The sequence below is a fragment of the Undibacterium sp. 5I1 genome, from assembly GCF_034314085.1.
In the GTDB taxonomy this organism is placed as follows: Bacteria; Pseudomonadota; Gammaproteobacteria; order Burkholderiales; family Burkholderiaceae_D; genus Undibacterium.
Genome location: NZ_JAVIWI010000001.1, coordinates 2972275 through 2987325, shown reverse-complemented (window position 1 = coordinate 2987325; position 15051 = coordinate 2972275). Strand labels below are relative to the sequence as shown.

The following is a 15051-nucleotide window of genomic DNA, read 5'->3' as shown; positions in this document are numbered from 1 at the left end:
CCCGCTAGTCCAGCGGGCATTTTTTTGCACTTGGGGTTCGAGCGCCCCCGGTCATTAATGGTCAGTAACGGACAGTAATCTAGAGTAATCTACAGTCCGAAAAAAGCAGACTCAAGTTCGGCTTGTCATTACTCCGTAATATTTTCACCATATACTTGTTTCATCCTTGATACTCTCCAAAGGTAAGGATTTTAGCCCGCTCTTGTAGCGGGCTTTTTTTATTTGATGATTTCTTGATTAGGTAGTGGCGCTGGCGCAGTTGACGGTATGGCGGGGAGGTCGAGATCAAAAGTTTTAACGCCTGCACCGTTCATAAATTCGTTATACATCCAATCGCCTTCTGCATTGGATACATTCTCTGGCACAGCGCGTTGTAGTTCCGGTTTGCCTGCCATTGCCTGATGCATATAGTCGATCCAGATTGGTAGCGATAAAGTCGCGCCAAATTCTCTGCCGCCCAGTGACTTTGGATCGTCGTATCCCATCCATGCTACTGCTACTAAGTTGCCCGCATAGCCTGCAAACCAGCCATCGACCGCATCGCTGCTGGTACCCGTTTTGCCCGCAATGTCATGTCGTCCTAAGCGTGGTGTAGCAGATGCACCGGTGCCTGTTCTGACGACCTCACGCAGCATGCTGTCCATGATAAAGGCGTTACGACCGTCAATAACTCTGGCATCTTCTTGCGCAACGGCGGGTGGTTTAATGTCGGATAATACTTTGCCACGTGAGTCGGTAATTTTTTGAATCAGCCACGGTTTAATCTGATAACCGCCATTAGCAAATACCGCATAAGCAGCCGCAACCTGGAGTGGCGTGACTGATCCGGTACCCAGCGCCAGCGTCAGATTTTGTGGTTGTTTGGTGATATCAAAACCGAAGCGAGGTAAGTAATCACGTGCATAGCTGGCACCGATTGCGCGCAGCAAACGCACTGAGACCACGTTTTTAGATTGTGCTAATGCGGTACGCAAACTGATAGGTCCATCGTATTTGCCATCGTCATTGCGTGGATCCCATTTTAAATCTTCAGTACTGGTTTCGGACAATTGCACGTCGTTGGCGATGGTGGCTGGCGAATAGCCTTTTTCCAACGCAGCAGAATAAATAAAGGGCTTGATCGACGAACCAGGCTGGCGCCACGCACTGGTCACATGATTAAATTGTTTGCGGTTGAAATCAAATCCACCGACCATCGCACGATACGAACCATCTTGCGCATTCAGGGCGACGAAGGCGGCATCTACTTCCGGCAATTGACTGATCGTCCAGCGCTTTTTGGCGTCTTGCATCACACGTATCAAAGCGCCGGGACGTATTTTTAAATCGCGGTTAGCATTGTTTTGCAAGGCTTTGTCCGCAAAGCGCAAGGTCTCTCCGCTGAGGGTAATTGTATCGCCGGACGCCATTTCTGCTTTGAGTGATTTTGGACTAACTTCCAGCACAACGGCGGGCAGCAATTTATCATTGGCAGGATGCTTGAGCATCAAGGCATCGATGGCATCATCACGTTCATCTTCGTCTGTGGGTAACTCAATAAACGCCTCAGGGCCACGATATCCATGACGCTGGTCGTAGGCCATGACATTACGACGTAATGATTCGTATGCGGCGTCTTGCTCGGCTTTATAAATCGTGGTGTAGACCTTCAGGCCGCTGGTATAGGCGGCGTCTTTATACTCAGCGACGATACTTTGACGCGCAATTTCTGCGACATAATCAGCATGCGCATCAAACTGCTGGCGGCTACTGATATGCAGTTCTTCTTTGCTGGCCTGATCATATTGGGCTTGCGTAATATAACCATCATCTTGCATCGCCTTTAAAACTAACAGCTGACGTTGCTTGGCGCGTTGCGGATTGACTGCGGGATTATGGCGCGCCGGATTTTGCGGTAAACCTGCCAGCATGGCGGCTTCTGCAATCGATAACTCTTGCAGCGATTTACCGAAGTAGGTGTTCGCCGCGCTGGAAAAACCATGGGTACGTTGACCGAGATAGATTTGATTCATGTATAGCTCAAGAATCTGGTCTTTGCTTAATGCCGCTTCGATGCGGTAGGCTAAGACAATTTCTTTAAACTTGCGCATCACGGTTTTTTCTTGTGTCAGCAAAATATTACGGGTGACTTGCATCGTGATAGTCGAGCCACCCTGATGAAAACCGCCGCTCAAATCTGCTAGCAGTGCACGAAAAGCGCTACGAAAATCAATTCCGCTATGCTCGTAAAACCGCTTGTCTTCAATCGCCAATAAAGCGTTTTTCATGACGGGTGGAATATCTTTAATTGCGACAAAATCTCTGTGTTCATCACCAAACTCGCCGATCAGCGCATTGTCAGCGGTATAGATGCGGAGCGGTATTTTTGGCTGGTAATCGGTGACTGCATCCAGTGACGGCAAATTGGGCAAGATACCAAAAAAAATATAAATCAGAGCGCCGAGAAAACAGGCCGTCAGAACCGCGATACCGCCTAAGATTAATTTCATCAAAGTACTCATGTCTTCCTTAGTCTTCTAATGTTTGCAGCAAATACAGTTTTTGATAAATGCCAGAGTCCAGCAGCATCAATTGTCCGTGCGTGCCTTGTTCTGCAATATTGCCGTGATTGAGCACGACAATCTGATCTGCGTCGCGGATCGTGGATAGACGGTGCGCAATCGCCACGATGGTCACGCTGCCACGCAGTTCTGTCAGCGCTGTTTGTACGACTTGCTCGGTCTCGCTGTCGATATGTGATGTGGCCTCATCCAAAAACAAGATGCGGGGTTTGCCCGCCAGCGCACGGGCAATCGCGATCAATTGTTTTTGACCTGTAGAAAGGCGTGCTCCACCTTCACCTAGCGGTGTGTCGTAGCCTTGTTCCAGTTGCAGAATAAAGTCATGCGCGCGTGCCGCTTTGGCGGCGATGATGATATCTGCCTCGCTGATATTGCGGCCCATCGCGATATTTTCACGCGCATTGGCTGCTAATAAAAATGGCTCTTGCGGCACCAGACCGACACTGGCGCGGAAATGCTCATCGCTAAAACTGGTCAGATCAATATCATCAATCGTGATACGACCAGATTGTGCGGTATAGAAACGTAATAATAGACTGAGCAGGGTGGACTTGCCGCTGCCTGTGTGACCGACAATCCCAAAGAAACTACCGGCAGGAATATGCAAGTTAACATCATGCAGCACCGGATTGGCAGGATCGTAACCAAAAGCCAGATGCTGTAAACGCAAATCACCTTGGCTAATTTGCTCGTCGCTACTGACGCTCGTCGTGGTTTTTTCTCGCAATAAAGTATTCACCCGTGCCGCCGAAACCACTGCTTGTTGTATCTGACCGAATTGCAAGGTGATCTGGATCAGCGGATCTACCACGCGGGCAATATAGCTTACAAACGCATATAAGATACCGACTTCAATACCGGAAAAATCACGCTGGCTGAAACAAAAGATCACCACCACCAATAGCAGCGAATTGAGTAGGTCTAGTGCAGGTCGCAAGAGCCAAGCATTGGCTCGCAATTCGTCTAAGCGCGCGTGGTAATGCTGTTGATTGGTCGCATCAAACCTGGCACCAAAACGTCGCTCGGCGTTGCTGGCTTGCAGCGTGCTCATACCGTTAATGCTCTCCGCAACCTGCGCATTGATCTCGCTACGCAACTGGCGCGCACGACTTACTGCTGGCGCACTCCAGCGCTGATAAAACCAAACGATGATCACTACGGCCGGGATCAGCATTGCTACGATCAGCATCAGCCGCCAATCCAGCCACGCCATTGCTACCAGTGCGCCGATCACGACGATGGAAGAGTCCAGCATGACAAACAAAACTTGGACGTACAGATTTTTAACAGCTTCCGTGTCGTTGGTCACGCGGCTGACTAATTGTCCCGTAATCGCTTTATCAAAAAAAGCCATCGGCAGGCGCAGTACATGTTCATACACTTGTTCACGCAGGCGTGTTACCGAGCGCATGGCAACACCAGCCAAGCGTGAGAGTTGCAGATACCGCAGCCAGGTTGCCCACCAGCCTGTGGCCAGATAGGTGACCAGCAAGCCGACTACGATGGCGGTATCCATTTGATGAGGCAATAGATAGCGATCAATAAACGCTTTGCCTAGCAGAGGACCCAGTGCTTCCAGTCCTGCAGCGACAAATAAAAATAGAATCCCCAGCAGCACGTGGCGACGTTCGGGTTGTGCCGCTTGCATGAGCAAATTCACTGCGAGCTTTTTTTCAGACTTGCTTTCGGGGGCGCTCATTACTGGGCTGCCTATCGCATTTACTTCAGACATTACTTTTAACTTTTGTAGAGTGGATAGTTGACGAAGAATAGTTGGCTTAGCTAACAGAGGCTGCGGAATACCACAGCCGGTTACTGACAGGTTTACGCCGCATCAAGACTGGCTTCCAATTGTTGATAGCGCCATTGGGCTGCATACCATCCCGCTTGCTCTAATAACATGTCATGCGTGCCTTGTTCAATCACCCGGCCTTCACGCAGCACTAAAATATGATCTGCATTCGCAACGGCGCTCAGGCGATGACTGACGATAATGGCGCTGCGCTCTTTACGTTGCTGACGTAATTCATTTAGGTGTTGCAGGATGCGGGTTTCGGTATCGGTATCGACTGCTGACAAGGCGTCATCCAGTAACAGTAAAGGACTATCGGTCAGTAAAGCGCGAGCAATCGCAACCCGTTGACGCTGTCCACCAGAAAGCGTCACACCGCGCTCACCTACCGGTGTGTCATAGCCCTGCGGGAAGCGCACAATATCCTCATGTACGGCTGCCAGCGTAGCGGCGTGAATAATCTGTTCACGGGTCGCGTCTGGATTGCCCAAAGCGATATTATGAGCAATCGATGCAGAGAACAAAAAGGGTTCCTGCGATACCCAATTGATCGCCAGCCGTAAACTATGCAAGCGATAATCCGATTGCGCATGTTCGCCCCAACGCAGCGAACCTAGCGAACCTTTCCCAGTGGCAGCGATATCGTATTGCCGCAGTATCAAACGGATAATTGTCGATTTGCCCGATCCTGTATGTCCGACGATGCCCAGCGTTTTTCCCTCGTCTAAGTTAAACGACACATGATCCAGCGCGATGGCAGATTGTCCAGGGTACGAAAAACTGATGTCCTGGAAACGCAAACTACCCTGCGGCGATGTGGTGATCTGACCATGATCCTGCACACTAAGTTCCGCTGCCAGAACAGGCTGCAAACGATTCCATGCGGCTTTGCCACGTTCTAGCAAGGACAATACCCAACCTGCGGCAAACATCGGCCAGATCAACTGACCTAAATACATCGTAAAGCTGGTTAAGGTACCGATCGTCATTTGTTGATTCCAGACCAGATATCCACCCATTGCCAGCGTCAGCGCACCCGCGGTAGTCAGTGCAACACCGACCGCTGGTTCGTAAGCGGCTTCCCAGCGCTGTGCGCTCAGACTGGCATCCGCAGCCTGCTCCGCCAGTTCAGCAAATTGGGCTGCGCTGCGCTGCTCCAGGCCGAGGGCGCGCAAGGTACGCACGCCTGCCAGAGTTTCTTGTACCTGATCGTTGAGCTTACTAAACCGGTTTAAAGAGTCACGGGATGCGTCATGCACATGATGGGTGATTTTCTTAAACGCCCACGCCATAAAAGGGAAGGGCAGCAATGCCACCAGCGCCAGTCGCCAATCGACACCCAGCAACATCATGCCGATCACCAATGCAAAAGTCATCGTGCCATCAAACCCCGCCAGCATGGCTTCCCCTGACGCCAGTTCAATCGCATCAGCATCATTGGTGCCCAGCGCCATTAAGTCGCCAGTGCGTTGCTGCTGAAAAAACGGCGCACCTTGTAAACTCAAGCGCTGATATAGCCTGGTGCGTAATTGCACGCCCAATTGATAGGACGCCGCAAACAATTGTAAGCGCCAGCCCACGCGCAGAAAGTAAATCGCTACCCCCATTAATATCAGTTGCCCCAACTGCATCGCCAGCCCGCGGCTATCTAAGGTGTGCGCCACCATCGCATCAATCACCGCGCCGACTTTGCGCGGGATTAGCACAGTCAATATTGCGACGCTGAGTAACATTGCGCCTGCAGCTATATAGTGCCTTTTGTGTTGTTTGATAAATTGGGCAAGTAGTTGGTACAAACTCATAAGGTATTCGATTGGATTGGGTGATCTTGAAGCGGAATTGCGATCGAAGCGAGTGAAAACAAGTTTCCCAGGTATTTCTTGGGTAGGAGAATCCGGTAACTTCAGAGTCAACGATGATACAGCATTTGAATTTTTCGCCGTAATTTTGGCCTCAGAAATCGATGGCAATATAGGGCAACTGAAGCCCATATTTGGTGTAAATCGCTACGCATATCTTAGAAGTATATACATATACTCCCACGAAAAAATCTGAAAAATTCCTAGATGCCCAATAATTACTTGGACTATTTAAATATACATACTAGGAGTATATTTATCCGCTTAATTTGTATTGCAGTGATAAAGTGAACCTTGTCCGGTATTATAAAAAAAAGCCGCTGGCTTCAATACCAGCGGCTTTTCAACTCAATGCGCACATTTATTGCCAACACCAGCGCAGAAAAGTAATAGATAAAACTAACGCTTAATCACCACGTCGGCATTATCCCGCTTCAACATATTCCACAAAAACGAATAGGTAATCGCTGCCATATCTGCGCGTTGTGCGTTGTTTGCCGCACCGCCGTGACCGCCTTCAATATTCTCGTAATACCAGACATTGTCATGTCCCTGACTGATCATTTTTGCCGCCATCTTACGAGCATGTCCTGGATGTACCCGGTCATCGCGGGTTGATGTGATGAACAAGACATTCGGATATTTAACGCCTGCTTTGACGTTTTGGTATGGTGAGTAGCGTGAGATGTAATCCCATTCAGCAGGGATATCTGGATTGCCATATTCCCCCATCCACGACGCCCCTGCCAGCAGTTTGTTAAAGCGCTGCATGTCTAGCAATGGCACCTGACTTACGACGGCATTGAACAATTCTGGATGCTGGGTCAGGGCAACACCGGCGAGTAAGCCACCATTGCTGCCACCCATCGCGCCCAGATGTTGTGGACTAGTGATTTTGCTGGCGATCAGGTCGTCCGCGACTGCGGCAAAATCATCATACGCACGCTGACGGTTTTCTTTTAATGCAGCTTCATGCCAGCGCGGACCGTATTCGCCACCGCCACGGATATTGGCCACCACATAGACGCCGCCTTTTTCTAGCCAGGTCTTACCCAGACTACCGGAGTAGGCCGGTGTCAGCGAAATCTCAAAGCCGCCATAACCGTATAACAATGTTGGATTATTGCCATCGTATTTCACGTCTTTATTGCGCACCATAAAATAGGGGACTTTGGTGCCGTCTTTGGAGGTTGCAAACTTTTGTACGGTCTCGTAAGGCGTTGCATCAAAAAAGCTAGGGGCAGATTTTAAGGTTTCGCGCTGATCGTTACCCGCATGCGCCAAAATGTAAACGCTAGGAGTCAGATAGTCGGAGTAGCTCAGGAAATAATCGTCAGAGTGATTGGCATCAATCGCGCTGACACCGACGCTACCTAGTGTGGGCAGGGCGACTTCACGTGAGACCCATTTGCCCTTTTTTAGCTGCCATTCAGTCAGATTACTTTTGACATTATTCAATGACTGCACCAGCAGATAATGTTTAGTAATCGCCTCACCATTGAGTGAGCTTGTATCCGTCGGCTGGAACAATACATTGAAATTACGTTTGCCTTTTTTATACGCGTCAAAATCAATCGCCAGCAGGCTGCCAGTGGCGTAGGTCTTGCCGCCAGTGATCCATGCTTCACGTAGGCTAACGACGAATTGTTTGCCAAAGAAACTGATATTGGATTTTGCTGGCACATCTAATCGCGTTAGCTTGCTACCTTCTTTTAAATATTCTTCCGACGTGTAGAAGGTCACACCTCTGCTGACGATTTCGTGATGAATACCATCTTGATCGTAGCTTCGGGCTGAGACCGAGATATCGGTTTTTTCACCTGCCAATAAAGTCTTGGCGGAGCTGATCGGTGTGCCACGTTTCCACTCTTTGACGATGCGCGGATAGCCAGAATCCGTCAGTGAGCCTTCGCCAAAATTGGTTCCGACGAATAGCGTATCTTTATCGCGCCAATCGATGTTCATCTTGGCTTCCGGCAGGGTAAAACCGTCTTTGATAAAGCTCTGTGTGGTCAGATCAAATTCGCGCATCACGACCGCATCTGCGCCGCCACGTGATAATTGAATTAAGCATCGGTCGTAGACAGGATCGCGGCAGTTACTGTTTTTAAATACCCAATTTTCATTCTCTACTTTTGCCAGTGCATCGATATCGAGCACGGTTTCCCATTTTGGTTGGGGTTTGCGATATTCGTCCAGCGTCGTTTTGCGCCAGACGCCGCGTGGATGATCGGCATCCATCCAAAAATTGTAATAATAATTTCCCATTTTGTTCACGGTCGGGATCCGGTCTTTGGAGTTCAGCACGACTTGCAAATCACTGCGCAGCTTGATGAAACCAGCATCGCTATCCAATTTGCTGCGTGTAACCTGATTACGTGCCTTGACCCAATCCAGGGCTTTCTCGCCGGTGACATCTTCCAGCCATTGCTGCGGATCGGCAGCGACTGCTGATTCTGTCATTACGCCTGCCGCCGTAGTTTGTGCTTGACTGATACTTGCGGTTGCTAAACCCAATAGCGCAAGACTGAATGAGGCGATGAGCACAGCAGGTTTTTTTGATTTTACTTTGTGTTCCATTATTTTCCTTGTCGTTATTTTTGTGTATGTTGACTTCCGAAACGCTACTAAACATCCTGTGTGACTTACTTCGATGCAGACAGGCTGATTATCGAATTAAGCAGTGCTGATGGACAAGTTAATTATGCTTTTAGTTCATCATTTTTTCCGTGAGTTGGATTCTTTGGATAGTGTGTGCAGATAAAAAACGATACTGGTTTTGTCCTGCGATGTTGCCGAGCTCTTTTTTAGGGATGAAATAATAAAAATTTCTCTTGCGATTAAGAATGATTCTCATTTAAAATTACATCTCGTTACAAACGTACTAGACCCAAGCCAGCTTCGACATTCTTCCCCCTCTGTCTGCCAGCCACCTTTTTTGCAAAGTGCAACTGGCGGTAGCGCAATCTTACCGATCTGCGCTTATCAACTCTGATCATGTTCAACACGCTCTGGCATTCAATGCTTGGGATCGGTGTTGCCTCAATATTTAGCATCGGTCGTCCAGTTATGCCTGCATCGCTACAGATACGCCCGGACAGGGCTTTTCAGATTTTTTATTTCAGGTTTTTTAACCTATATTTCAGGAACGAAGATGTCACACATTAAAAGTCGTAAGCATGCACGCCCCCAATTCAATCAAACTTTGACCGCCGCAGCGATCGCTGCTGTGATGCTGCCAGCACTTGCGCAGGCGGCTGATACGACTTTGCCAGAAGTCAAAGTGACGTCGAAACAAGAAAATGATTTTAAAGCGGACAAGGCTTCATCGCCAAAATATACCCAGCCTCTGGTCGATACCCCGCAAACGATTACCGTGATTAAGCGCGAGCTGATAGAGCAACAAGGCGCAGTGACCTTGACCCAAGCTTTGCAAAATACCCCTGGCGTTGGTGCATTCTTCCTGGGTGAAAACGGCAGCACGAATACAGGCGATGCGGTCTATATGCGCGGTTTTGATTCTTCCAGCAGTATTTATGTAGACGGCGTGCGCGATCTGGGATCAATCTCGCGCGACTTGTTCAATATCGAGCAGATCGATGTATTAAAAGGCGCTGCAGGGACCGATAGCGGTCGTAGTGCACCGACCGGATCAATCAATCTGGTGAGTAAACAAGCGCAAAAAGATGATGCGACTTACGGCTCGGTCAAATTCGGTAGCGGCAGTCAAAAGCGCGTTACGGCGGACTGGAATAAAGTCATCAATGCAGAGACAGGCACCGCATTTCGCTTAAATGTGATGGATGAAGATAGTGGCAGCGCCAGCCGTAACGAAGTCAAAAATAAACGCTGGGGTGTCGCACCGTCGCTGGCATTTGGGCTTGGTAGTCCGACCCGGATTTATCTGAATTACCTGCATGTTGATCAAAATAATGTGCCGGATGGCGGCGTGCCAACAATAGGTTTGCCTGGCTACAGCAGTCCGGATCCTAAACGTCCTTTCCTCTCGACTGCGCCGATGGTCGATCCAAAAAATTTCTACGGATCAGCGAGCGATTTTGATAAAGTCAAAGCCGATATGTTGACGGGGCGGATAGAACATGACTTTAATCCTAAAGCGAAATTGATCAACACCACCCGCTACGGCAAAACCTCGCAAAATTATTTGTTGACTGCCTTCATGGGCTCGACTGCGAATCTGGTGACGCCATCTGCAAGTGACAAATCTACCTGGACTTTGGCGCGTAGCATCCGTACGCTCAAGGATCAAAAAAATGAAATTTTGACGAATCAAACCAATCTGTTGCTTGATTTTGATACGAAAGGACTCCAGCATACGGTGTTGACTGGTGTTGAACTGACCAACGAAAAACAAAACACCTTTGGCTACAGCGGCACAGGCACGCTGCCAGCCGCCAACTTCTATAATCCCAATCCAAATGATCCTGTCAGCGGCTTGAATTTAGTGCGCAACGGCGTGTTCACCCGCGGTGCAACTACCACGGTGAGTGCCTATGCGTTTGACACCTTAAAATTTAATCCGCAATGGCAATTAAGCGGTGGTGTCAGGATTGATCACTACAGCACAGATTATTCTGCCACTAGTTTATCGACGCTGGCTGCTAATCCTACTTTGCCAGTCAATACCTTGATCCCGACCAATTTAAATATGGATGGTAATCTGGTGAACTGGAAAGTCGGTGGTCTGTATAAACCGACCGAAGCCAGCAGTGTGTATGTGTCCTATGCCACGTCCAAACAGCCGCCGGGCGGTTCTAACTTTGCTTTAAGTGCCTCGGCGAGCAGCGCTGCAAATCCTAAGTTTGATCCGCAAGAGACCAAGAATGCTGAGATCGGTACCAAATGGGATTTGTTAGATCAAAAGTTGTCGTTTACCGCGGCCTTGTATCGTACCGAAGTGTCGAATGAAGTGGAGCAAAATCTGGTCGATCTGCTGTACTACCAAACGGGTAAAAAGCGGGTACAAGGTGTGGAATTGGGTGTGACCGGCGCGATCACTAAAACCTGGTTAGTTAGTGCAGGTTATACCAAGATGGACACCAAAGTAGAGAGCGGAAAAATCACCACTGCCAGCGGTATCAACAATCTGGCCTACACGCCAAAACAAGCTTTCACCGCATGGACCTCGTATGAATTGCCATTCGGTGTGAAGCTCGGTGGCGGCGCACGTTTTGTTGATTCTTTGTTGCGTGGCACTGATGGTGCGGTCGGCACACCGGCTTATACCAATTCGTATTGGGTGGTGGATGCAATGGCGAGTTATGCTATTAATAAAAATATCGATCTGCAATTGAACATGTATAACCTAGGCGATAAGGCCTATGTTGCAGCGATCAATAAAAGCGGGTACCGGTACACGCCGGGTACGCCACGCTCAGCAACTTTGATGGCGAATATTAAGTTTTAATTGAACTTGAAACTTTAGTTTCTGGCTATGTTGATTGTTATAAATGAATAGCCAGAGCTAAATAGCCAACAAGAAATAACGCAATCAAAAGCCCTTCGTCTGCACGAGGGGCTTTTGCATGACAAGGAGCAGATACGATGATGTTGCACATACCGGAAGTATTGACCCGTGATCAGGTCGCGCAGATCAGAGCAAAACTGGATCAGTCAGACTGGATTGATGGCAAAGCCACCGTCGGCGAGCAGGGTGCGCAAGTCAAGCGCAATCGGCAACTCCCAGAGAGTTCACCGCTCAGCATAGAACTGGGAGAGACGGTGTTGGCCGCGCTGGCGCGTAACCCTTTATTCTTCGCTGCCACCTTACCTTTGCGGACAATCCCGCCACTATTTAATTCTTACGAAGGCGGCGAACATTACGGCTTACATATCGACGGTGCGGTACGCAAACTGTCGGGTGCTGCGTATATGCGTACTGATATATCTTCCACACTTTTTCTATGCGACCCGGAAGAGTATGAGGGTGGCGAGCTGGTCGTCGTCGATACCTATGGCACGCATGAGGTCAAATTGCCCGCCGGTGATTTGATTGTCTATCCGTCCAGCAGCCTGCATCGAGTAGAGCCGGTGACACAGGGTGCGCGTATTTGCTCTTTTTTCTGGACCCAAAGTATGGTGCGCGACGACAGCCGGCGCGGGATGTTGTTTGAGCTAGACCAGAATATTCAAAAGCTGCGCGGACGTTTAGGTGACTGTGATGAAGTCTTGAGTTTGACCGGGCATTATCACAATTTGCTGCGGCAATGGAGTGATGTCTGAGGCATAGCTGTTGTCGGTTTAACTCACTTTTAGCGATTCTGTGAGCGGAAAGTGATTTGATTGATTTTAATATACTCCTAATATGTATATTTAATTGTCCATAGAATTATTGGACAATCAGCCTATTTTTATAAAAAATAGGGGGAGTATAGTGATTTTGCAGTTAGCGCTGTGCTAATTTAGCTTGCGCAGGCACATTGCGTTTGATCCAGCCCAGCATGTCTTGCCAGATGCGCTGGACTTCGGCGTCTGGCGGCATGACGGTGGCGTTGGGTAGCTCTATCGTGACCACTGGAATGTCTTTGTGGACACCACTGTAATTGCCTAGCGAGCCTGGATATACGCCAACCCGGTTGAACATCAGGCGGCCAAAGCGGATCGGCGGTGTGACCGGGCCATCAAAATCCAGTACGCCAAACGGGGCATGCACCGAGATGATGACGTCGGGCTTGAATTTTTCTATCGTATCAAATACCCAGCGACTTTCTGGCTCCGAGATCGGCGCTTTGCCGGGGAAGCGGCGCGGATCGCTGCGTGTGGTGTTGGCCCAATAACGCGGCGCATCTTGTTCCCAATTCGGCGTCGGAAAATTACGATTTAAGTCAACGCCATGCGCGTTCACACGTTTGGATTTGGCCGCCAGCAAACCATCCGGGTTGACGATGGGTGCGACCTTCCACTGAAATTCTTGCGCGGCAGGTTTTTGCATACTGTCCAGCCACTTAAATACGATCGCCGACGCTGTTTTTTCATCACCATGAATACCGCCGATTAGCAGAATTTTGATGGCTGGCTTACGTTTAGTGTCAGGTTTAGTATCCGCTTTAGTGATAATTTTAGAGACCGCCTCAAAATCGCGCGCCAAAATCGGGAAGCCATTCACGGATTTCGCCCCAGTCGGCATTACCTTACTGTTGCGGCAATCATTGAGCGACACTTTAGGCAAGCGTGCCACCAGTGGCGTGCACCAGTCGGTGATGACTTTGGGATTGGGGGATAAGGTGGACGCTAGAGGCGGCTTGCTCGCGCTGTTGCTTGCACTAGCCGCTGCACTAGCTGCAGCAGTATTAGTAACAGCGCCAGTAACGACTGACGCATTAGCTGATGAAATCAATAACATCAGGCTGACACATGCAATGACGGACGAGGTAGAACTGGATAAATTATTACCGTCCAACTGAGTCCACCATCGCATGCGTCAACCTTACAACTTAATACGTATCGAAAAAATTACAAACCAGCCGCTTTACGCAACAACACTGCTTTGTCAGTGCGTTCCCAGGTGAACTCCGGTTCTTCACGACCAAAGTGACCATACGCCGCCGTTTTAGAATAAATCGGGCGCAGCAGATCCAGCATCTGAATAATGCCTTTTGGACGTAGGTCAAAATACTCATTCACCAGAGCAGCGATCTGATCATCCGGGATCACCCCTGTGCCTTCGGTATAAACCGTCACGTTCATCGGACGTGCTACACCAATCGCATAGGCCACTTGGATCTGGCATTGTTTTGCCAATCCGGCTGCGACGATATTTTTTGCCACATAGCGTGCTGCGTAAGCTGCGGAGCGATCCACTTTAGTAGGGTCTTTGCCGGAGAATGCGCCGCCACCATGTGGACAAGCGCCACCGTAGGTATCGACAATAATTTTACGGCCAGTTAAGCCGCAATCGCCTTGCGGTCCCCCGATGACAAAACGTCCGGTCGGATTAATTAAAAACTTGGTGTCTTTCAGCCAGTCTTTTGGTAGTACTGGTTTGATAATTTCTTCAATGACGGCTTCGATAAAAGACGACTTCATCTTAGTGCCATCGCTTTGATCGGGGCTATGTTGTGTCGACAACACGACGGTATCAATGCTGTGCGGTTTGCCATCGACATAACGCATCGTGACCTGGCTCTTGGCATCTGGACGCAAGAACGGCAAGCGCCCATCTTTGCGCAACTGCGCCTGACGTTCGACCAAACGATGTGCATAGTAGATCGGTGCTGGCATCAGTTCAGGTGTTTCGTCGCAGGCATAACCAAACATCAATCCCTGATCACCGGCACCGGTGTTGAGATGATCGTCGCTGGCCTGATCCACGCCTTGCGCGATGTCATTCGATTGCTTGTCGTAAGCAACCAATACCGCGCAGCCTTTGTAGTCAATACCAAATTCAGTATTGTCATAGCCTATGCGTTTGATGGTGTCGCGTGCAACCTGAATGTAATCGACATGGGCATTGGTGGTAATTTCGCCTGCCAGAACAACTAAGCCAGTGTTGACCAATGTTTCAGCCGCCACGCGTGACAGCGGGTCTTGCTCAAAAATCGCATCGAGGATTGCATCGGAAATTTGATCGGCGACTTTGTCGGGATGTCCTTCAGAGACCGATTCAGAGGTGAAGAGAAAATCATTAGCCATCGCAGGCTCCTTGTAAAAAATGACCGTATTAAACATGCCGCAGTCGGAAAGAGAACCTGCGACGCTTTAGCGGAACTTGTATACCGCCTCGCAAGTTGTCTGTTAACTCGGCGGTTACTGCTTTACGTCATGAAAACAATTGTCAGTTTAATTTTTGCATTGATATCAATTTATTAGGATTGATATT

The 15051-nt window shown here is 49.2% G+C and carries 8 protein-coding genes; 2 read left to right on the top strand and 6 right to left on the bottom strand.

Features of this window, described 5'->3' with window-relative positions:
- Nucleotides 1–218: 218 nt before the first annotated feature.
- The 4 genes from RGU72_RS13150 to RGU72_RS13135 form a co-directional block, all read right to left on the bottom strand.
- A complete protein-coding gene (locus RGU72_RS13150) occupies nt 219–2489 on the bottom strand; it encodes a penicillin-binding protein 1A (protein ID WP_322120159.1) in 2271 nt (756 codons plus the stop codon).
- 19 nt (nt 2490–2508) lie between these two features.
- A complete protein-coding gene (locus RGU72_RS13145) occupies nt 2509–4293 on the bottom strand; it encodes an ABC transporter ATP-binding protein (RefSeq protein WP_322120158.1) in 1785 nt (594 codons plus the stop codon).
- A gap of 92 nt (nt 4294–4385) precedes the next feature.
- Complete coding sequence (locus RGU72_RS13140) at nt 4386–6155, bottom strand: ABC transporter transmembrane domain-containing protein (protein ID WP_322120157.1); 1770 nt, start codon at nt 6153–6155, stop codon at nt 4386–4388.
- Nucleotides 6156–6611: 456 nt separating this feature from the next.
- Nucleotides 6612–8792, bottom strand: coding sequence for a prolyl oligopeptidase family serine peptidase (locus tag RGU72_RS13135; protein WP_322120156.1), 2181 nt, complete (start codon nt 8790–8792; stop codon nt 6612–6614).
- A gap of 574 nt (nt 8793–9366) precedes the next feature.
- On the opposite strand from RGU72_RS13135, the gene RGU72_RS13130 reads away from it, so the two are divergent.
- Both RGU72_RS13130 and RGU72_RS13125 read left to right on the top strand, forming a co-directional pair.
- Entirely contained in the window at nt 9367–11640 is a 2274-nt protein-coding gene (locus tag RGU72_RS13130; RefSeq protein ID WP_322120155.1) for a catecholate siderophore receptor Fiu, read from the top strand.
- Between the two features lie 137 nt (nt 11641–11777).
- Nucleotides 11778–12455, top strand: a complete 678-nt coding sequence (locus tag RGU72_RS13125) for a Fe2+-dependent dioxygenase (RefSeq protein WP_322120154.1) — start codon at nt 11778–11780, stop codon at nt 12453–12455.
- A gap of 163 nt (nt 12456–12618) precedes the next feature.
- Here the strand turns inward: RGU72_RS13125 and RGU72_RS13120 are convergent, their stop codons facing one another.
- Together RGU72_RS13120 and metK are read right to left on the bottom strand one after the other, a co-directional pair.
- Nucleotides 12619–13650 (bottom strand): M14 family zinc carboxypeptidase, encoded by a 1032-nt coding sequence (locus RGU72_RS13120; protein WP_322120153.1) that lies wholly within the window; start codon nt 13648–13650, stop codon nt 12619–12621.
- A gap of 35 nt (nt 13651–13685) precedes the next feature.
- Nucleotides 13686–14864, bottom strand: coding sequence for a methionine adenosyltransferase (metK, locus tag RGU72_RS13115; protein ID WP_322120152.1), 1179 nt, complete (start codon nt 14862–14864; stop codon nt 13686–13688).
- Nucleotides 14865–15051 lie beyond the last annotated feature (187 nt).